Annotated in this window: 22 protein-coding genes; 10 read left to right on the top strand and 12 right to left on the bottom strand. The window is 36.6% G+C overall.

What is annotated here, in order from left to right:
• Positions 1 to 121 precede the first annotated feature (121 nt).
• Positions 122 to 454: a YuzD family protein gene (locus ACEPXG_RS12685; protein WP_391202932.1), complete on the bottom strand. Its 333-nt coding sequence runs from the start codon at positions 452 to 454 to the stop codon at positions 122 to 124.
• 83 nt (positions 455 to 537) lie between these two features.
• Here ACEPXG_RS12685 and ACEPXG_RS12680 point away from each other — a divergent pair, with 83 nt between their 5' ends.
• The gene (locus ACEPXG_RS12680; protein WP_151700722.1) at positions 538 to 771 is read left to right on the top strand and encodes a NifU family protein; all 234 of its coding nucleotides are present in this window, start codon (positions 538 to 540) and stop codon (positions 769 to 771) included.
• A gap of 21 nt (positions 772 to 792) precedes the next feature.
• Here ACEPXG_RS12680 and ACEPXG_RS12675 read toward each other — a convergent pair whose 3' ends face one another.
• A complete protein-coding gene (locus ACEPXG_RS12675) occupies positions 793 to 1488 on the bottom strand; it encodes a DUF2225 domain-containing protein (RefSeq protein WP_391116661.1) in 696 nt (231 codons plus the stop codon).
• A 213-nt stretch (positions 1489 to 1701) separates the two neighbouring features.
• Between ACEPXG_RS12675 and ACEPXG_RS12670 the strand changes: the two genes are divergently transcribed.
• The 5 genes from ACEPXG_RS12670 (at position 1702) to ACEPXG_RS12650 (ending at position 4756) form a co-directional block, all read left to right on the top strand.
• A complete protein-coding gene (locus ACEPXG_RS12670; RefSeq protein WP_391202929.1) occupies positions 1702 to 2064 on the top strand; it encodes a HesB/IscA family protein in 363 nt (120 codons plus the stop codon).
• A 213-nt stretch (positions 2065 to 2277) separates the two neighbouring features.
• Positions 2278 to 3489: an NAD(P)/FAD-dependent oxidoreductase gene (locus ACEPXG_RS12665; RefSeq protein ID WP_391202926.1), complete on the top strand. Its 1212-nt coding sequence runs from the start codon at positions 2278 to 2280 to the stop codon at positions 3487 to 3489.
• Positions 3490 to 3561: 72 nt separating this feature from the next.
• Positions 3562 to 4053 carry an NUDIX domain-containing protein gene (locus ACEPXG_RS12660; protein ID WP_391202923.1) on the top strand — a complete coding sequence of 164 codons (492 nt, stop codon included), beginning with the start codon at positions 3562 to 3564 and terminating at the stop codon, positions 4051 to 4053.
• 106 nt (positions 4054 to 4159) lie between these two features.
• Positions 4160 to 4288 carry a YuiA family protein gene (locus ACEPXG_RS12655; protein ID WP_391116633.1) on the top strand — a complete coding sequence of 43 codons (129 nt, stop codon included), beginning with the start codon at positions 4160 to 4162 and terminating at the stop codon, positions 4286 to 4288.
• A 144-nt stretch (positions 4289 to 4432) separates the two neighbouring features.
• Complete coding sequence (locus tag ACEPXG_RS12650) at positions 4433 to 4756, top strand: YuiB family protein (RefSeq protein ID WP_151700717.1); 324 nt, start codon at positions 4433 to 4435, stop codon at positions 4754 to 4756.
• A gap of 919 nt (positions 4757 to 5675) precedes the next feature.
• Here ACEPXG_RS12650 and ACEPXG_RS12645 read toward each other — a convergent pair.
• Positions 5676 to 6152, bottom strand: coding sequence for a divergent PAP2 family protein (locus tag ACEPXG_RS12645; RefSeq protein ID WP_391202919.1), 477 nt, complete (start codon positions 6150 to 6152; stop codon positions 5676 to 5678).
• Between the two features lie 122 nt (positions 6153 to 6274).
• Between ACEPXG_RS12645 and ACEPXG_RS12640 the strand changes: the two genes are divergently transcribed.
• Positions 6275 to 7777 carry a leucyl aminopeptidase gene (locus ACEPXG_RS12640; RefSeq protein ID WP_391202916.1) on the top strand — a complete coding sequence of 501 codons (1503 nt, stop codon included), beginning with the start codon at positions 6275 to 6277 and terminating at the stop codon, positions 7775 to 7777.
• Between the two features lie 59 nt (positions 7778 to 7836).
• Positions 7837 to 8151: a hypothetical protein gene (locus ACEPXG_RS12635; protein WP_391202913.1), complete on the top strand. Its 315-nt coding sequence runs from the start codon at positions 7837 to 7839 to the stop codon at positions 8149 to 8151.
• 50 nt (positions 8152 to 8201) lie between these two features.
• On the opposite strand, the gene mnhG is transcribed toward ACEPXG_RS12635, so the two are convergent.
• The 7 genes from mnhG to ACEPXG_RS12600 are packed head-to-tail and all read right to left on the bottom strand — an operon-like array spanning position 8202 to position 13967.
• Positions 8202 to 8564, bottom strand: a complete 363-nt coding sequence (mnhG, locus tag ACEPXG_RS12630; RefSeq protein ID WP_391202910.1) for a monovalent cation/H(+) antiporter subunit G — start codon at positions 8562 to 8564, stop codon at positions 8202 to 8204.
• A complete protein-coding gene (locus tag ACEPXG_RS12625) occupies positions 8548 to 8829 on the bottom strand; it encodes a Na(+)/H(+) antiporter subunit F1 (RefSeq protein WP_391116625.1) in 282 nt (93 codons plus the stop codon). The genes mnhG and ACEPXG_RS12625 overlap by 17 nt, the downstream gene beginning before the upstream one ends.
• The gene (locus ACEPXG_RS12620) at positions 8826 to 9305 is read right to left on the bottom strand and encodes a Na+/H+ antiporter subunit E (protein ID WP_391202907.1); all 480 of its coding nucleotides are present in this window, start codon (positions 9303 to 9305) and stop codon (positions 8826 to 8828) included. Before ACEPXG_RS12620 ends, ACEPXG_RS12625 begins: the two co-directional genes overlap by 4 nt.
• On the bottom strand, positions 9305 to 10735 hold the full coding sequence (locus ACEPXG_RS12615) for a Na+/H+ antiporter subunit D (RefSeq protein ID WP_391209892.1): 1431 nt from the start codon (positions 10733 to 10735) through the stop codon (positions 9305 to 9307). The genes ACEPXG_RS12620 and ACEPXG_RS12615 overlap by 1 nt, the downstream gene beginning before the upstream one ends.
• Before the next feature lie 49 nt (positions 10736 to 10784).
• Entirely contained in the window at positions 10785 to 11126 is a 342-nt protein-coding gene (locus ACEPXG_RS12610; protein WP_391202904.1) for a Na(+)/H(+) antiporter subunit C, read from the bottom strand.
• Positions 11126 to 11548 carry a Na(+)/H(+) antiporter subunit B gene (locus ACEPXG_RS12605; RefSeq protein ID WP_151700708.1) on the bottom strand — a complete coding sequence of 141 codons (423 nt, stop codon included), beginning with the start codon at positions 11546 to 11548 and terminating at the stop codon, positions 11126 to 11128. The genes ACEPXG_RS12610 and ACEPXG_RS12605 overlap by 1 nt, the downstream gene beginning before the upstream one ends.
• Complete coding sequence (locus ACEPXG_RS12600; protein WP_391202901.1) at positions 11535 to 13967, bottom strand: Na+/H+ antiporter subunit A; 2433 nt, start codon at positions 13965 to 13967, stop codon at positions 11535 to 11537. Before ACEPXG_RS12600 ends, ACEPXG_RS12605 begins: the two co-directional genes overlap by 14 nt.
• Positions 13968 to 14145: 178 nt before the next feature.
• On the opposite strand from ACEPXG_RS12600, the gene ACEPXG_RS12595 reads away from it, so the two are divergent.
• On the top strand, positions 14146 to 14706 hold the full coding sequence (locus tag ACEPXG_RS12595; RefSeq protein WP_391202898.1) for a DUF5366 family protein: 561 nt from the start codon (positions 14146 to 14148) through the stop codon (positions 14704 to 14706).
• 925 nt (positions 14707 to 15631) lie between these two features.
• On the opposite strand, the gene ACEPXG_RS12590 is transcribed toward ACEPXG_RS12595, so the two are convergent.
• Together ACEPXG_RS12590 and ACEPXG_RS12585 are read right to left on the bottom strand one after the other, a co-directional pair.
• A complete protein-coding gene (locus ACEPXG_RS12590) occupies positions 15632 to 17491 on the bottom strand; it encodes a transglycosylase domain-containing protein (protein ID WP_391202895.1) in 1860 nt (619 codons plus the stop codon).
• Between the two features lie 18 nt (positions 17492 to 17509).
• On the bottom strand, positions 17510 to 18751 hold the full coding sequence (locus tag ACEPXG_RS12585) for an MFS transporter (protein WP_391202892.1): 1242 nt from the start codon (positions 18749 to 18751) through the stop codon (positions 17510 to 17512).
• Between the two features lie 138 nt (positions 18752 to 18889).
• Here ACEPXG_RS12585 and ACEPXG_RS12580 point away from each other — a divergent pair, with 138 nt between their 5' ends.
• Positions 18890 to 19024 (top strand): hypothetical protein, encoded by a 135-nt coding sequence (locus ACEPXG_RS12580; RefSeq protein ID WP_391202889.1) that lies wholly within the window; start codon positions 18890 to 18892, stop codon positions 19022 to 19024.
• Positions 19025 to 19044 lie beyond the last annotated feature (20 nt).

Here is a 19044-nt window from a genome sequence, read left to right as displayed (position 1 = left end):
GGAACGTTTATTTAATAAGCGTTTCGATGCTTTTTATTATTGTTTAAATGGTTAATCGATCAATAAGTAGTAATATTCGATCCATCACTCTCAAACATCCAACAGTCTATAAGTATTTTAATTATTCTACTTCACTAGTATACCCATACTTCTCAAGTGCTGCATATACTGGCTTTAATTGAATATAACCTTCGCCAATGACTTCATCATTAATCATGACAAGTGGGTAGAAAAATTCATCGTCGGCAATTCGGTTTGCAATATTTTGCTGTTTTTCATTCTCAATTGGTTGTTCGATATCGATATAGGTGAATGTAATTTGGTGATTTGGAAACTTTCGGTCGATGGCTGCTTGCAACCATTCGTATGTATCCTTAGAGGATGGTGCATTTACACAACTGGCGCACATTATGTCTGCTCCATAAATTTCTATATTTAATGCGTGATTGCCCATATTAGCAGATCTCCTTCGAATTCTTTATTGGATTTTTTTCTTACTTCACATTATAATGATTATAGTGAAAGGAGTCGATAGATATGACTGATACAATTAATGAACAAGTTCAAGAAGTTTTAGATAAATTACGCCCATTTTTACTTCGTGATGGGGGAGACTGTGAACTTGTAGATATTGAAGATGGTATTGTAAAACTACGCCTTTTAGGAGCTTGTGGAAGCTGCCCAAGTTCAACCATTACTTTAAAAGCAGGTATTGAACGTGCACTACTGGAAGAAGTTCCAGGAATAATAGAAGTAGAACAAGTTTTTTAAAAGAATATAACGAAAAGAAGCCTATTGCAGGGCTTCTTTTTCTTTACTCTCGCGTATTTCTTGCCAGCGTTCCTTTGCCATTTCAATTATTTTTGGTTCAATGGACGTACTTTGTTTTTCGATTACTTTAGAAAAATAGCGTGTTGCAAATTCGATATCACCAATTCTTCTTGATAATTCTGCTATTAAATAGAGGACACGTGTTTCTGACATTTGTGTTCCGTTATAATCTTCCGTAGAATAAGAATCTGCGTAACGATCACGTGCAATTTCCATGAATCGTTTTTCTTGATCTTCCTTATTTTGTAGTCGATATAACCAAGCAGTCCGTAATGCTAAACCAGCTAAATTGATAAACTTTTCTTTTTTTAGAGCGCCAATATGAATTCCTAGTTTATAAGCCATAATTCCTTCTTCAATAGATCTTTCATTTCCAAAAGAGTGAGGTACCCATTTATTTGCAACTTCTTGTTGGATTATCTCTTTCACTCCAGGGGTAAAATATTTTGTGAAGTCCTCTGTGAATGAAAAACCGCAATGCTCACAGACGAATACATTATAGAGAAGTGGATTTACCTCTTTATTTTGATAGATTGGTTGAAAGTCTGTTTCATTTGCTTCCACTTTAACAAACTTAGATCGGACCTTTGTCGTTTTAAATTTCTTTTTACAATGCAAACATTCTATATCTTTTTGATAATAAGGAGATAATTCCATTATTAAACCTCTTTTCACCCAATAACTAACTAGTTCTATTATACTTGATAACTTTGTTGAATGCTAAGTAATTATCTTCATTTAGTAAACATTTAAACTTTCCTAAATGAATTAAAAATTTGCGAAAGATGTTATAGATTTTGTAGGTAGTATTCCTTGTCTACAAGGTTAAAACATTGATATGATATATAAAAGGAAGGAAAGGTGATTCAGATGACAGAAGTAGTGATTCTATCTGAAGCGGCAGCTTACCGCGTAAAAGAAATGATGACACATAACGGAGAAGAGGGCTCGATGCTTCGTGTTTCAGTAAATGGTGGTGGATGCAGCGGTCTTTCTTACGGGATGAGTTTTGAAAAAGAAAAAAATGAAGATGATCTAGAACTTCATCAACATGGTATCGATATAGTAGTTTCTACAGAAGATGCATCCATATTAAATGGAACCACAATAGATTATAAAGAATCCTTGATGGGGGGCGGGTTTACCATCGAAAATCCCAACGCAATCGCTTCTTGCGGATGTGGTTCTTCGTTTAAAACAGCTAAAAAAGAAGGTACACCAGAGAGCTGTTAATCTTTCGTAGTTATAATAAGTATTTCATTTGGAGTTATCAGTAAATTCAAACCTTAATAATACCTGTAACTATGTGTTGAAATCATGTGATAAAAGGTCTAATATAGGCATTAAGGGTTTTTTGTCGTGAACATGGCAAAGAACGAGCCCTACATGGTGAATATTAATCATAGGGGTCTTCTAAAAAATATATTAAAGGTGGTTGCGATCTTCGTGAAAAGACCGACAATTCTAGTATTAGGCGCAGGATATGGTGGATTAACTACAGTAGTTAACCTTCAAAAGATAGTAGGTGCAGATGATGCAGATATTATTCTAGTAAACAAAAATGATTACCATTATGAATCTACTTGGTTGCATGAAGCTTCTGCTGGTACGTTACGTCCTGACCAAGTTCGTTACGATGTAAAAGATGTTATAAATTCTAGCAAAGTAAAATTTGTGAAAGCAGCAGTTGAGGCAATTGATGTTAATACCAAAAAAATTGCAACTAGTGCTGGTGAATTTACATATGACTACTTAGTAATTGGTTTAGGCTTTGAAGGAGAAACATTCGGAATTACTGGTTTAGACAAATATGCACTTTCTATTGCTAACGTGAATGCAGCTCGTCAAATTCGTGATCATATTGAATATCAATTTGCAACATGGTCAACAGAAGAAGTTCGTGATGATGCACGCTTAACAATTGTTGTAGGTGGAGCTGGATTCTCAGGTATTGAATTCTTAGGTGAATTAGGAAATCGAATTCCTGAACTTTGCAAAGAATATGATGTACCAAAAGAAAAAGTTCGCGTAGTTTGTGTTGAAGCTGCTCCAATGGTACTTCCTGGTTTTGATCCAGCATTAGTAGAATATGCTGTAAGACAATTAGAGTCTAAAGGAATTGAATTCTCTATCGGTACACCTGTAGTGGAAGCAACTCCAGAAGGTGTTAATATTAAAAAAGGCGAAGATGAATTCGAATTTATCAAAGCTGGTACAGTTGTTTGGGCAGCTGGAGTTCGTGGAAATCGTCTAATTGAATCGTCAGGTATTGAAAACATGCGTGCTCGCGTTAAAGTAGAAAAAGATATGCGTGCTCCTGGTTTCCCAGATGTATTCATCGTTGGTGACTGTGCACTTATGATCAATGAAGAAGTTAACCGTCCGTATCCCCCAACTGCACAAATTGCAATGCAACAAGCAGTAACTATTGCAAAAAATATTGTTGCTTTAATGAAAGGGAATGCAACAGAAGAATTCGTTCCTGCTCTAAAAGGGACAGTATGTTCACTTGGAGAACACGATGCTATTGGTGATGTAATGGGTAGAAAAATTACTGGAACGAAAGCATCTATCATGAAAAAAGTTATCGATAACCGTGCGCTTTACATGATCGGTGGAGTTCCACTATTGTTGAAAAAAGGTAAATTCTCTTTTTAATTTATATTAATTACTTTAAGCTCTCACTGTATAAATATTTACAGTGAGAGCTTTTTTAAAGGGGTTATTTATATGGCTAGAGAAGATAGAGGTAGTATTTGGTTAGGAGTAGCAGGGCTCGTAGTAAATCATCGTGGAGAGTGGCTTGTTGTTAAAAAGAGATATGGTGGTCTTCATGGAAGATGGTCTTTTCCAGCAGGATTTGTAAACAAAGAGGAAACTATAGATGAAGCAGTACTGAGAGAAGTGAAGGAAGAAACAGGTGTTGAGTGTAAAGTGGAGAAAATGATTGGTTTTAGAAGTGGAGTTATTCACAATAAAATCAGTGATAACATGGCAATTTTTTTACTTACACCGAAAGAAAAAGACCCAATTCTACAAGCACAACTTTCCGAATTATATGAAGTACAGTGGATACATCCAGAAGTATTAAGACTGAGTGAAGAAGCCTCTGTCATGATTCAGGAACTGGCACAGAAGAAAATAGCAGTTGGTTTTCAAACAATAGAAGGCATTAATCCTGGGGTTGTTTTCGGTTATACTAGCTATAAGCTCTTTTTTTAATAGTTGTTGAAAAAACACAAAAAATATATTTTTGTGTTTTTTATTTACAAAAAATAAATTATATGATATATTATCTGAATATTAAAAATATAAGGAGGGGTATAGGGTGAGATTTAAAAAGGAAATAAATCCAAATCATTGTCCATATTGTAAAGGGAAAGGTTATTTTCAACTAAGATTAGGGGGATCTGAAACTTGCAGTTGTTGCAATGGATCAGGCAAAAAAAGACTGTAACTTTATATAGTGGCGTATGCACACACTGGGCCATGTAAGGGAAGATGTAATTGATTATGACAAATAAGTGAAATTAGACAAGTACATTGAATACTAGCCTCCGTTAAGGTAAACTATTTAAAGATGCTACGGAGGTAATAGATTATGGACTTTATGATCGTACAAATGATACTTTCAGTTCTTATATTTTTTGTGATGTTTTTCGGAATCGCCTTCTTATTGAATATGCTTTTACGAATGACTTGGTTTATGGCAGTTCTTTATCCAATAGTAGTAATTCTCATTATTGATGAGGTACGCTTTTTTGATTATTTTACGAAAACAGGAACTGCTTTTTCTGCTTTAGGGCATAAAATTGTTTCTCTACATGCTGCGGATATCATCATATTATCTAGTGGATTAGTGGGAGCAATTGCAGCTGGCTTTGTGATGAAATATCTTAGGAAAAATGGATATCAAATGTTCTAAAAGAAAAAAGGATAACTCCTTAATGAGTTATCCTTTTTTTAAAGATAAGAAACTACCATGGCTGACTTTTCGTATAAGCCGCCATCTACCATGAAAAAAGCTAATTTTAGCATTAAACTGGTATTATTTTGATTCAAGATGGATATCCTATTAATTTTTGAATATGAGTAATGCCGCTGTTTTCATACAAAGGTATACGGATTATCATCCTGCAAAACCAGTGCTCATAGTACTTAAAGAATTAAATAATACCTCGGATTCCCGTTTCAGGTGGACGCGTTCCAAGGGGGCGCCGCTCACGCGTTCGTTGTGATGGCTTATCAGTCTCACAGAGGAACAAAGGCTAAGATCGCCACATCGTGTGGCAACGCCTTCGTGACCAACATCCTGTTGGCCTCCGGCTGGAGTCGCCACCTTTCACTACAATCCATTAAGTTGGTAGTACCTAACAAGAAGATTTTGCGCAGCTATCGCTAAGAATCCAGTAATAGAAAGGATTCTTAGTATAATTTCAAGAGTTAGATCTTTAGTTTTTTTATTTTTACCGTACACAGTATACAAGAATCAGTGGGTGTATAATTAGAGTAGGTGGTACTTGAGAAAAATAGATAGTATCAATTGATAAAGAAGCGCTGAGCGGACGAAATTGCATCTTCGTCCGCTTTTAAAAGAATAGGAAACGATTTATTCTCTCATTAACCAAAACAAATGCATTATGTCTTAACATATTTCAAGAAGGCGACGGACAAACAACCGCCACAAGATTACCGAAAAAGAGGATTTGGAAGTGACGCAGTCACTTCCAAATCCTCTATAAAATTCATCGTTAATAGTGTAGCTTATGTTTCGTCCAAAGCACTCCGGAAATAGTAAAGATAGTGTGCACTTAAAGGACGCTTGCGTTTTTCTTTTCATTGTCTTATACCAAAGTGTTATATATGACAATTGAAATTGCAATACCTGTAAGTGCTCCCATTAAAACTTCGATTGGTTTATGACCAAGCAAGGTTTTTAATTCTTTCATCTTTTCCTCATTTTTCTTTTGTGCCCATCCCTTTGTTTGCTCAACAAATGTTTGAAAATCTGCCCGCATTTGATTGATGATTATGGCATGTTGTCCAGCTTGAAAACGGACACCAGTAGCATCAAACATGACGATTACAGCAAAAACGGTAGCCACTGCGAAAAGTGGAGAATCTAAGCCTGATTCAAATGCAATTGCAGTACAAAGCGAAGTAACAGCAGCTGAGTGAGAACTAGGCATTCCACCGGTGGAAGTGAATAATTTCCAATCTAATTTCTTGGTCATTAAAAAATGAATCGGAATTTTCACGAACTGGGCAAAGAAAATAGAAAAAAGTGCCGCCAATAATGGAGTATTTTGGAGGATTGCCAAAGTAGACACCGCCTTTCATCTTAAATATTCAGTAAGACTAGTATAACACATTCAAACTATTCGAAAAATGTATCTTCTTCCTATATAATTAATATGTATCCGAATTACTAGGAGGAAAAATAATGATTATTAGTACAAATGCTGTTTTATTCGAGGAAATTCAATCCGAAACATTAGTAGTCGCTGTTTCCAAACATGTAGAGAATACAAGCAATTGGAGCGATTTCTTAGAAAGTTTTGGCGCACATATTATGGATTGGGTGAAGAGCGGGGATATTTCTTCTGATCTTAAAAAGATTGTAAAAGTGCCTGTTGCAAATAAAGATGGTGTTAAGAGAATTCTTTTTGTTGGAATTGGAGATCGTAAACAATTAACACAAGAGAATATCCGCGAAATGTTTGGTCTAGTTGGAAAAGAACTTTTAACAAGCAAGCCAGAATCATTAGCAATTTGGGTTCCTTCCTTCACAACAGAAACTATTCTGGATGCTGATGTAGCTTATTTGGCAGCTGAAGGACTTGGTATGGGTTCTTTCACTTATGAAGGATACAAAACAACTTCTAATGTGCCCGATTATTACTTATCAGCTATTGAACTATTAACAAATGAAGATGAGGAAGAAGTTGTCTCTTATTTTGAAGTAGGAACTATTTATGCAGATGCTGTAAATGAAGCTAGAATATTAGTGAATAGTCCTGGAAACGTACTTACCTCGACGCAATTAGGGGAATACGCGAGAGAACTTGGTAATACATATGAGTTCGAAACAGAGATTTTAGGTAAAAAAGAAATTGAAGAGCTTGGCATGGGGGCTCTTCTCGCTGTTAACCAAGGATCCGTTGAAGAACCACGATTAATCGTATTAAAATATCAAGCAACCGAAAAGTGGGAAGATGTAGTTGCCTTAGTAGGTAAAGGCATTACATTTGATACTGGTGGCTATTCTATTAAAACAAAGACTGGAATTGTTGGGATGAAAGGGGACATGGGAGGCGCAGCAGCAGTACTAGGTGCAATGCAAATTATTGGTGAGCTTCGTCCAAACAAAAACGTACTTGCAGTTATTGCATCTACTGATAACATGATTTCTGGAAATGCTTTTAAACCAGATGATGTCATTACTTCCATGAGCGGGAAAACAATTGAGATTTTAAATACAGATGCAGAAGGTCGTTTAGTTTTAGCCGACGCTGTGACATATGCAAAACAACAAGGTGCTAACTATATTGTTGATGTTGCGACGTTAACTGGAGGCGTCATAACTGCACTTGGATATGATAAAACTGGAGCATTAACAAATGATGAAGCGTTTTTTGAAACGTTTATGGAATCTTCCATTGAAACTGGTGAATTTACATGGAGATTACCTCTAACAGAAAGTGATAAAAAACGTATTCGAAAAAGTGATGTTGCAGATCTTAATAATTCACCTGGTGGAGATGGCCATATGATTTTTGGTGGTGGATTTGTAGGAGAATTTGTAGAAAATACACCATGGATTCATCTAGATATTGCTGGGACATCTGACACAAAGTCTGCTCATGATTTCGGTCCTAAAGGTGGAACAGGTGTAATGGTACGAACACTTGCAACGCTGATTGAACGAATGGCAGACGAAGAGTAGGGCAAACGCACAGACTCCCTTTCCCGAGTGGCATACACTGAGGGGAAAGGAGGAGAAGCATGGTAAGATTTCGGGGTGGAGGTTTTAGAGGTCCCGGTTTTGGCGGTTTTAGAGGTCCCGGTTTTGGCGGTTTTAGAGGTCCTGGTTTCGGAGGTTTTAGAGGCCCTGGATTTGGTTTTGGAAGACCCGGTTTCGGATTTGGAGGATTCGGAAGCCCGTTCGTAGGGGGATTAGTCGGAGGTCTATTAGGTTCTTCTTTATATGGAGGTTATGGATACGGAGGATACGGAGGATATCCAGTTTACCAACCTTATCCAGTTTATCAACCTTATCCATACCAATACCCAACATATTATGATGGTGGTTATTACTAAAATACAAAAAGCTTTTGCAACCGCAGAATTTGCGGGTTGCAAAAGCTTTCTTATTTTCCAAGTTCTCTTTTTTTCTTCACAACTTCGGCAAGGTCATCTCGTACTGATTTATCCCACATTTTCACTCCAGATATATAAGCAGCTCTACCCATCATATGTCCTCCAACTGGTCCTGTGACAAAAAGGAAGACTATTCCTAACAAAATGTGTGAGTTGAAACTACCTTCAATTAACCAAAAGTGAAAAAATACACCGAGTAAGATACTCATGACACCAAGTGTTGCACTTTTAGATGCCGCATGTGCTCGTGAATAGGCATCCGGAAGACGTATTAACCCAATAGCAGTAACCAAGATAAAGATTGTTCCAAAAGAAATCGTAGCAATGATAAGAATATTAGCTATTACGGTCACGTTGAATAATTACTCCCTTCTCCGTGAATTTAGAAAAAGCAACAGTACCAATGAAGGAAAGAATCGCTAAGAGTAAAATAACATCTAAGAAATATCCTGTATCAAATAGGATGGATATGAGCCCTATCAACGAGATTATCCCAACTCCAATAGCATCTAGGGCAATTACACGGTCTGGAGTTGTAGGTCCTTTCACAAGGCGATATAAAAAGCCCAAAAGCGATATACCTATAAGTACGACGATTGTCCAAAGAAAAGTTGTCATGATTTGCTCACCTCCAAGATTGCCTTTTCAAACGTATCCTTGATGGAATTGATGGCATCATCTACGTTATCAAAATCAATAGAATGAATATAAAGGATTTTATTATCATCCGAAATATCAATGACAATTGTGCCCGGTGTCAGGGTGATAAGACTGGACAATAGTGTAATTTCCCAATCTTTTTCAAGGACAGTAGGCATTGCAAAGATAGCGGGACGAATTGGCATTTTCGGTTTAATGATTAACAGCAAAACGGCGATATTTGATAATGTTAGCTCTTTTAAAAATAAAATAACGAGCTTAATAACTGCCCAAATTCTTTCCAAGTAAAATCTGGAAGAAAAAGATTTTCGTAGCATCCACAGCATTAATAATCCAAGTACATAGCCAACAATAAAGGTTGATGGTTTAAATGATACGGATAAAAACATCCAAGTTAAAGCGATTACAACATTCAATAATATTTGAAGAGCCATTATTTCACCCCTTTAAATACTGCATCCGTATAAACGGAAGGGTCTAGTAATACTGTTGTTGCATCCTTCATAAATGGAACTACAAATTCTGAACCAACACCATATAAAACAGTGATAGCAACTAAACAAATTGCCGGAGCTAATAAATGACGATACGTTTTTGGACTAATCTCCTGTACGACTTTCTCTTCACCCCAAAATGCATAGATGAAAATACGAATAACAGAAAGTAAAACGACTAAGCTAGAAGCAAGGATGAATATACTTTGCCAAATATGACCGTTTTCAAGCCCCCCTTGGACAATTAAAAGTTTGCCTAAAAATCCACTCAAAGGAGGAATCCCAGCAAGTCCAAACGCTGCAATTAAATAACTCCATGCTAATGCGGGGTATCGTTTCATAAGTCCACCCATTTTACGCAAATCGGATGTGCCGGTTAACTTAATCACAATCCCGATCAATAAAAACAATGCCCCTTTTATTAAAATATCATGGATTAAATAAAACATAGAACCAAGCATCCCATTTTCATTCATAATAGATGCACCAAACAATATAACTCCAACTGCAATCACAATATTGTAAATAATAATTTGTTTTACATCGAAGTAAGCAAGTGCACCAATGCATCCTACAATGATTGTAAGGATAGAAATAATCATGAGAAGTTCATGAGTAAATCCGATATCAGTTGTGAAGAACAATGTATACGTCCGTATAATCGCATAAACACCTACTTTAGTTAATAATGCCCCAAAAAGAGCCAATATTGGCATTGGAGGGGCTGCATATGACCCAGGTAACCAAAAGAACAGAGGGAAGATAGCACCTTTAATACCAAATACGATGAGAAAAAGTACAGCTATTACGGTGATAATACCTGCTTGGCCAATTTCCGCAAGTTTGATAGATATATCAGCCATATTCAATGTTCCAACAACGGAATATAAGTACCCTACAGTAATAACAAAAAGCGAAGAGGAAACGATATTCACAAGAATATACTTAATAGATTCTCTTAACTGCCCTTTTTCTCCCCCTAAAACGATGAGTACATAAGAAGACATTAAAAGTACTTCAAAGAAAACGAACATATTGAAAATATCGCCGGTTGTAAAAGCGCCGTTTACACCTGTTAACATGAACATAATCGCTGGGTAGTAAAATGCCTTCTCTCGGTCTTCTCCAATAGAAGTAAAACTGTACCAAACAACGAAGAGTGCAATGATAAGGGAAGATGTAACTAACAAAACAGAGAGCATATCCGAAACCATCGTGATGCCATATGGAGGAGCCCAACTACCTAATGTAATACTTTGAACGCCATCCGATTTTACTTTTACTAAAAGCACTATGGCTGATGCCAGAGCCAATAAAAGCCCAATCATCACAGTTATTCGCTGAGCCTTCACTTTTTTAGGGAAAAACAATAAAATAGCTGCAAAAAGGAACGGGATGAGGACTGGAAATAATAATAAATTAATCATTGTCTTCTGTTCCTTTCATTAATTCCATATTGTCTGTACCAAGTTCCTTATATGTACGATAAGCAAGCACTAAAGAAAAGGCTGTTACGCCAAAACTGATTACTATAGCCGTTAATATTAATGCTTGCGGAATTGGATCGACATAGTCGGTAATACCATCTGTTAAAACTGGAGCAGCCTTTCCATTTAAACCGCCCATTGTTATCAGCAAGAGATGTGTTCCGTGACTTAACAAGCCAGTGCCGATAATAATTCGAAGTAAACTTCTGGAAAGGATTAAATAAACGGCAGCCATGAAAAGAAAGCCGATTAAAATGGACATTAATATTTCCATTATTCATCTCCTCCGATCATTTGAATAATGGTCATTGTGACTCCGACAACAACTAAGTAAACACCCGTATCAAAAAACATCGCCGTATGAATCGACGTTACCCCTAGAAGCGGTAAGTTGAAATCGCTATATACATGCGTAAAGAAAGGAACATTAAAGAAAATAGAACCAGCAGCCGTTGCGAGGGAGGTTAACAATCCAATTGCGGTCACGACTGTGTAGTTCACTGGAAGCATTTCTTTCACCGTTTTTAAGTCAAATGCAAGTAGTAATAAAATGATGGCACTTGACATTAATAATCCGCCAACAAATCCTCCGCCTGGTGCATAGTGCCCTGCAAAAAAGATATGAATGGAGAATAGAAAAATTATGAAGAAAACTACTTTAGTAGTTGTTTGAATAATTAAATCATTTGTTTTCAACTTTTCTATCTCCTTTCTTTTTTACAAGACGTAAAGTAATCATCCCAATGATTCCAAGTGAGGCAATCGTTAAGACACTTATTTCGAACAATGTATCAAATCCACGATAATCTACTAAAATAACGTTTACGATATTCTTGCCACCAGCCTCCGTATAGACAGTATCTTTATAATACTTAGAGATGGAAGGAATAAGTTTTTGAGAGTGAGACGAAATGGCGATTAACGTTACCATCACTCCTACTCCAAGGGCAATAAGAAAGTTACCTAAACGGAAACCACGATCTTCTTTTCCTTTTTCATGTGTATTCATTTTCGGTAAATGATAAAATGCACCTAAAAATAAAGCGACAGAAACTGTTTCTATTACTAATTGTGTTAATGCAAGATCTGGTGCTTTAAACAAAATATAGAACAATGCAACTGTGTAGCCTACTGCTCCAAGGGCGATTATCGCAGTTAATCTTGACTTAGTAACTAAAATAGTAATAGTACTAACGATTAAAATGATGGAAATAAGTATTTCAAAAAAACGAATAGGTGCTAGGTTTTCAAAGCTTATAGCGAAGGCATCTTTCAGCCACATCGTTCCACCAAGTAATACAATAATTGCAGTGAACATGTATACAAAGTAGGAGCGAATAGAGCCGGTCATATAAATGGATGAGAAACGATTAGCTCCTCCATCTGTAAGTCGGGTCAAACCCTCATACATATTATTTAACGTAAATTTAGATGGAAGCTTTTCATAAACTGGAGACCATTTTGGAATTGTTTTAAATAATATAAAACCAACTAAAAATATTCCAAGCGTCATATATAATGCAGTAGAGTGAAAGCCGTGCCAAGCTTTTATCGTAAACCCAACATCTGCTGGAACTTGGTAAGCTAAAGGTTGAATAGCTGCTACTGCCGGTTTAATAAATGTACGTCCAACAAAATTTGGGACAAAGAATATAACTACGACAAGTGTAGCTAATATTCCAGGAGATATAAGCATTCCTATTGGTGCTTCGTGGGCAGCTTTTGGTAACTGCTCCGGTTTATGTTTTCCACGGAATGTATGGAGAACAAAATACAAGCTATAAACAAATGTAAATACGCTTGCAATCCACGCAACTACAGGGAACAAAATACTCCAAGATTCCATTGCGTAAAGATCAAAATGTTGTAAATTGAGAACAGCATCTAAAAACATTTCTTTACTCAAAAATCCGTTAAACGGTGGAACTCCTGCCATTGACAAGCTTCCGATTAATGCAATCGTAAAGCTGATAGGCATTAAACTCATAAGACCGCCAAGTTTACGGATATCTCTTGTACCGGTTTCATGATCCACTATCCCCGCAATCATGAACAAACTCCCTTTAAAAGTTGCATGATTGATAAGGTGAAAAATGGCTGCAAACGTTGCAAATGTAAATGTAGTTACTAAATCTCCAGTAACATGATAAGCAACTGAGCCAATTCCTAGTAGGGACATGATTAAACCAAGCTGACTAACTGTAGAAAAAGCAAGTATCGCTTTTAAATCTGTTTGTTTGATTGCAAAGAAAGAACCCCAAAATAGTGTGAGAATACCAACTCCGGTTACAAGCCAAACCCACACTTCAGAAAATGCAAAAATAGGAGTGAAACGTGCGACTAAATACAATCCTGCTTTGACCATTGTTGCAGAGTGTAAATATGCGCTAACGGGAGTAGGAGCTTCCATTGCATCAGGCAACCAAATGTAAAAAGGAAACTGTGCAGATTTTGTAAATGCTCCAAGTAACACAAGTACAAGTGCCAATACAAAAAGATCTCGTCCAGCAAGTGTTGGAGCTTGCGCAATCAGTTCACGAATAGAAAAAGTGTCCCCAATGATTCCGAGAATTAAAAAACCTCCCAGCATCATAAGGCCACCAAATACCGTGATCATCATTGATTTTAAGGCCCCAAAACGAGAGCCATCTTTTGTATACCAATAGCCAATTAGAAGAAAAGAGGATATGGACGTTAATTCCCAAAAGAAGTACAAGCTGATTAAATTGTCCGATTGAACGACTCCTAGCATTGCACTCATAAAAATTAATAAGTATACGTAGAAGTTACCAAGCTTTTCTTTTTTCTTATCCAAATAAAAAATCGAGTAAAGCACAACTAACGATCCAATACCCGTAATTAGTAAGGAAAAGAGTAAACTCAATCCGTCTATGTATGAAACAAATGAGATTCCAAGGGATGGAATCCAAGGAAGCACGTCCATATTAGTGGTTCCATCCATAATAGATGGTATGTACGTCGCATAAAAACAAACGAGGATTACAGGAACGATTAAGACAAACCATCCTGTATGAATGCTTGAAATTTTCTTAAATAGAAAAGGAATCACCAGTGCAACAACAATAGGCATAAATATTGCGAAAACTAAGGGCAATTGAATCCTCCTTTCAAAAGTATGTATTTAAATGCATCTCTCAAATTATAACGTAAAAATGGAGTAATTGCATGGCGAAAGGTTGAAAGCTACTTGCAGAATGCCCCTTTTCTCCGATATGATAAAGAAAAGCTTTCTTAACTATTAAAGAAGAAAGAATAGAGTTAGAGGAGCGGCTATGAAAAACCCATATGTGTTTGGATTTTTACCCTTAATTACCATATTATTATTCAGTTTATCTATTTCTATTTTGACAATGAATAAAGCATTAGATCTCTTCAAAGTTATTGGTGTATATAGCGGAATGAGAGAATTTCTTTCAGAACTAGAGTTAAAATTATTCTTACTCATTATTTTTGCACTCATTTATTTTATGCTTTTTTCTGCATTAAAACTAATTGCTGAAACAATTCATGAGCTGGGAATGTTATTCTTCTCGAAAGATTTAGAGGGAAAGACCATTTCCCAAGCACGAGGCGGTTATGTCATCTTTTTTGTAGGAGCGGTTATTTCGGCTATCGGATTTCAATCCCTTCCGATATTGCTTCTAGTCTTTCTATCGACAGCTTTCATCTATTTCGTTTATGTCGTCTTTAAGTTGAGCAGTTCGATGAGTATGCTAGGGACAGTTGGTTTGATCATGTTCGAGATACTAGTTTGGAGCCTTTTTTTAGCATTAGTAATCTATGTAATTATTAAACTATATAACGGGGTCATGGCAAGCTTACCATTTCTTTAATGAAAGAAAAAGAAAGAGGGAGTATATGAAATATCATCCTGCGAACCCAGTGTTCATAGTACTTTAAAGAATTAAATAATACCATGGATTTCCGTTTCAGGGGGACGCTTTCCGCGGGGGCGCCGCATTCGCGTCGCTTGCGATGTCTCATCTGTCTCACAGAGGAACAAAGGCTAAGAGCGCCACATCGTGTGGCAACGCCTTCGTGACCAACATCCTGTTGGCCTCCCGCTGGAGTCGCCACCTTTCACTACAATCCATTAAGTGAGTAGTACCTAACAAGAAGATTTAGCTCAGTCTATCGCTAAGAGGATAGAATTAGTTTAAGTAAACGTATTGATCATGCTATCCTGTAATCGTGGTTGTTTTCCGATGCAGGCGGACGCTTGCAAGTTGGGCAAGCATCAAGTCGCTTCCCTTGCTCCTGCGGTTACTCGTCGCAGAAAAGACCATGCTCCTGCGGTTACTCGTCGCAGAAAAGAGCATGCTCCTGCGGTTACTCGTCGCAGAAAAGACCATGCTCCTGCGGTTACTCATCGCAGAAAAGTCCATGCTCCTGCGGTTACTCATCGCCTCGCGAAATCCTTTAATAGCAAGTAACACAGATATAATAGGTGGCACTAAAAAAATAAGTAGCATCCACAGATAAATAGACGAAGAGCTTCCGAAATGTTATCTTCGGAAGCTTTTAAATGAGTAGGAAAGCATTTATTCTCTAATTATCCAAACAAAAAGCATCATGTCCTCACAAATTCCAAGAGGGCGACGGACAAACATCCGCCACAAGATTACCGAAAAAGGCTCTTGAAGTGACGCAGTCACTTCAAGAGCCAAATTACTACGGTAATAGTGTAGCTGATGTTTCGTCCAAAGTACCCTGGAAAAGGTGAAGACCAGATGCATTTAAAGGACGCTAGCATTTTTCTTATTCGTACGTCATAATTTTATTGAAAATCGCATGGTGAATTTTTTTCGATTCGATTCGCTTCATATTTGTAGGCATATCATAACCTATCCATACAGCAGATGTATAAGAATCTGATAGTCCAGCGATCCAGTAATCATGAAAATCATTTGTAGTTCCAGTTTTGGCACCTACATAAGGAGAGGAAATAGTTATCCCTTTGCCTGTCCCATTTTGTACAACATCAGCAAGTAATCCTCTCATTGTTTGGACCGTTTTAGGAGACCAAACTTCTGTTTTTTCTTCATTCCATTCATATAAAACTTTCCCACTTGTATCGGTTACTTTGCGAATTGCATGAGCAGGTTTATACATGCCGTTTATAAAACTAGTATAGCCGTCCGCCATTTCTAATACAGTAACGCCATTTGTTAATCCACCTAATGCAGCTGCATAAGAATGGTCTTCTTTTGTTATATGTTCAAATCGAAACTGACTTAGTTTAGCAAAAGCGTTGTCGATTCCTACTGTTTCTAACAATCGAACAGCAGGGGTGTTATGGCTTAAACGGAATGCTTGTTTAATTGTTACATATCCATATACAGCTCCGCCATAGTTTCTAGGACAATAATTGCCTATACAAAGTTTCCCACCATTAATCGTATTGTTTGGAGTAAGTGTTGTTGTTTCGAACACGGGTGCATACACAAGTAATGGTTTAAGTGCTGATCCTGGTTGCCGAACTGCTTGATATGCACGATGGAAATCGAACTTTTTATAATCTTTTCCACCAAATAGGCTAATAATTTCGCGCGTATCATTGTTAATGACAACCGATGCAGCTTGCAAGTCAGGTGTTTTAGATAGTAATTGGTTTATATACTTTTCATCGTTTTGTTGTTTAACTGGGTTCAGAGCCGTGTGAATTGTAACACCTTGTGCAATAATTTCGTTTACTTTTGATTGCAGTTCATTTTCAAAAATAAGTTTTTGCTGCTCATTTTGGGCTGTGCTCATTTTTTCAGTGTAGCCTTCATTATTGGAGATAAGATTTTTTAATTCTTCTAATACATACGTGCTATAAGCCGGGTACAATTGTTTTTTTGATTTTGTATGTAGAACAATGGGCTCGGCTTTTAATGCTTCTCCATGCTTTTTAGGTATTTTTTCATTCTTCACTAATACATCTATGAGCAATTCTTGCCGTTTTTTTGTAGCTTCAAAATGTTCTAAAGGATTATAAATTGTTGGGTTGTTTGGAATTGCACTTACAAAGGCAAGCTCTGCTTCAGATAACTTGTTTAATGGTTTGTCAAAATAATATGTTGCAGCTGCACCAATTCCGTAAACTTGGTTACTAAAATATATTTCATTTAAATAATTTGTTAATATTTCTTCTTTCGTAGATTGCTTTTCCATTTCATAAGCATAGACAAGTTCGATTACTTTTCTTTCATATGTCTTTTCGGTTGATAAATATCGAAGCCTTACTAATTGTTGGGTAATCGTACTCGCTCCTTGATCTTTTGCGTTGGCGGTAGCATTGGCAAATAAGGCGCGAAAAATCGCACTAAAATTAAATCCAACATGGTTGTAAAATTCAACATCCTCACTTTGAATGAACAACTCTTGTACAAACAAAGGGATGGACTGAAGTGGAAGTGGATCTCTCCATTCCACATAATCCTCCGAAAAAATATGGTCATGTTCATCTAATAAAATAACAGGAGAAGATAAAGTAGGACTAGAGAGTTGAATGGACTGAGCTAAATCATCTTGAAAGGAAGATGCCGACAACAATTCAGAATGGATGAAGGAGTACAATATCCATATCATCGGTAAGCATATAATGACGAGTAAAAACCCTATTACTTGGCGCATTTTTTTGACTCCAATTCCTTATGAACTAGTTGTTTTTTCGTGCAGTTCTTCTTCTAATAATACCTCTTCAAAATCTTGGATGGGTTTTTTTCTTGCAAAATAAATGATAAAAAATGCAATTAGAAATAAAGCGCCAGTTACATAGAAAACGGAAGAAATTCCGATATATCCACTGATGAATCCACCAAACATAGGTCCAATAATATTTCCTAAAAACCGAAAACTTGTATTATAGCCCATTAATTCACCTTGTACTTCGATAGGTGCTTCTCTTCTAATAAGTGCAGTTGTAATAGGAATTAGTCCACCCGAAGCAATACCAAATAGAAGTCGGAGACCAATTAGTTGCCATAAATCAGTTACAAAAGCCATTGGAACAATGAAAACGAAAGCAATTACAAGAAGTGCAGATAACACTTTTTCGTATCCAATTGAATCGCCTAGTTTTCCCCAAACTCTTGCAAATAATAAGCTTCCTACTCCTGTTGCGCTAAAAGTTATTCCCGCGAGGAAAGCGACTTCATTGGAATTTGTTAAATGAGAAACGTACAAAGATAATAGTGGTTGAATACTAAATAAACCGATTTGTATAAGGGTAGTGATCATTAACACATTTAATATTAAACGGTGATGAAAAATACCCGAAATAACCGTTCTTCGTGAGTATTCGTGATCCCCTTTTTTCTTCTCTCTTCTCAATTCTTGCACACCGAAAATAACAAGTATTGCTGCTGCTGTTACAGCACTTGATGTAATGATAAACGTATATTGAAATCCAAACGTATCTGCTAAGAAACCACCAATTACTGGACCAAATAAAGTTCCAGAGACACTGCCCATTTGGAGAGTTCCCATTGTTTTTCCCGCAATATTCTTAGGAGTTTGTGAACTAATAAATGCGAGTGAAGTAGGGATAAATCCAGTAACGATACCCATAAATAAGCGAAGCACAAAAAAAGCTTCCACAGAATGAACAAATCCCATTAAAAGTACGCTTATAGCAATACCGAAACCATTAATAATGAGAATAGGCTTGTACCCATATTTATCCGCTACTCTTCCCCATATAGGAGACATAATGAATGCGGAAACAAAAGTAGCCCCAAATATTAATCCGGCCCATTTTTGGGTATATGCATCCGAAAAGTCACCCATTGTTTTAATGTATAAAGATAAAAACGGCATAATCATCGTCATTGTTCCAGATACTAAAAAGTTGGAAAAAAACATAATCGTAAAATTTCTTTTCTGTACGCTCATCGAAATCCCTTCTTTCTATTTGATGCGTACTCTCTAGTTCACCTTATTATAGGACATTTCGTGAAGCTAAGAAAGTTAGATACTTTGTCACTGAAAAACAATTTTCAATATGTTAAACTAATTTGGGGTGAATGATTCATGAAGAAAATCATTTTTGTATTATTAATAATTGCTGTATTGAGCTTAAGCGCATGTGGAAAAAAAGCTACTGAAACGCAAAAAGATGCTCCGGCAGCCACTAGCGTTGCAAGAGTTACAAATATATTTATATAATCAATATATTTACAGCAATT

Origin of the sequence: Psychrobacillus sp. L4 (assembly GCF_042944905.1) — a bacterium.
Classification (GTDB): domain Bacteria; phylum Bacillota; class Bacilli; order Bacillales_A; family Planococcaceae; genus Psychrobacillus.
This window is presented reverse-complemented; position numbering and strand designations above follow the sequence as displayed.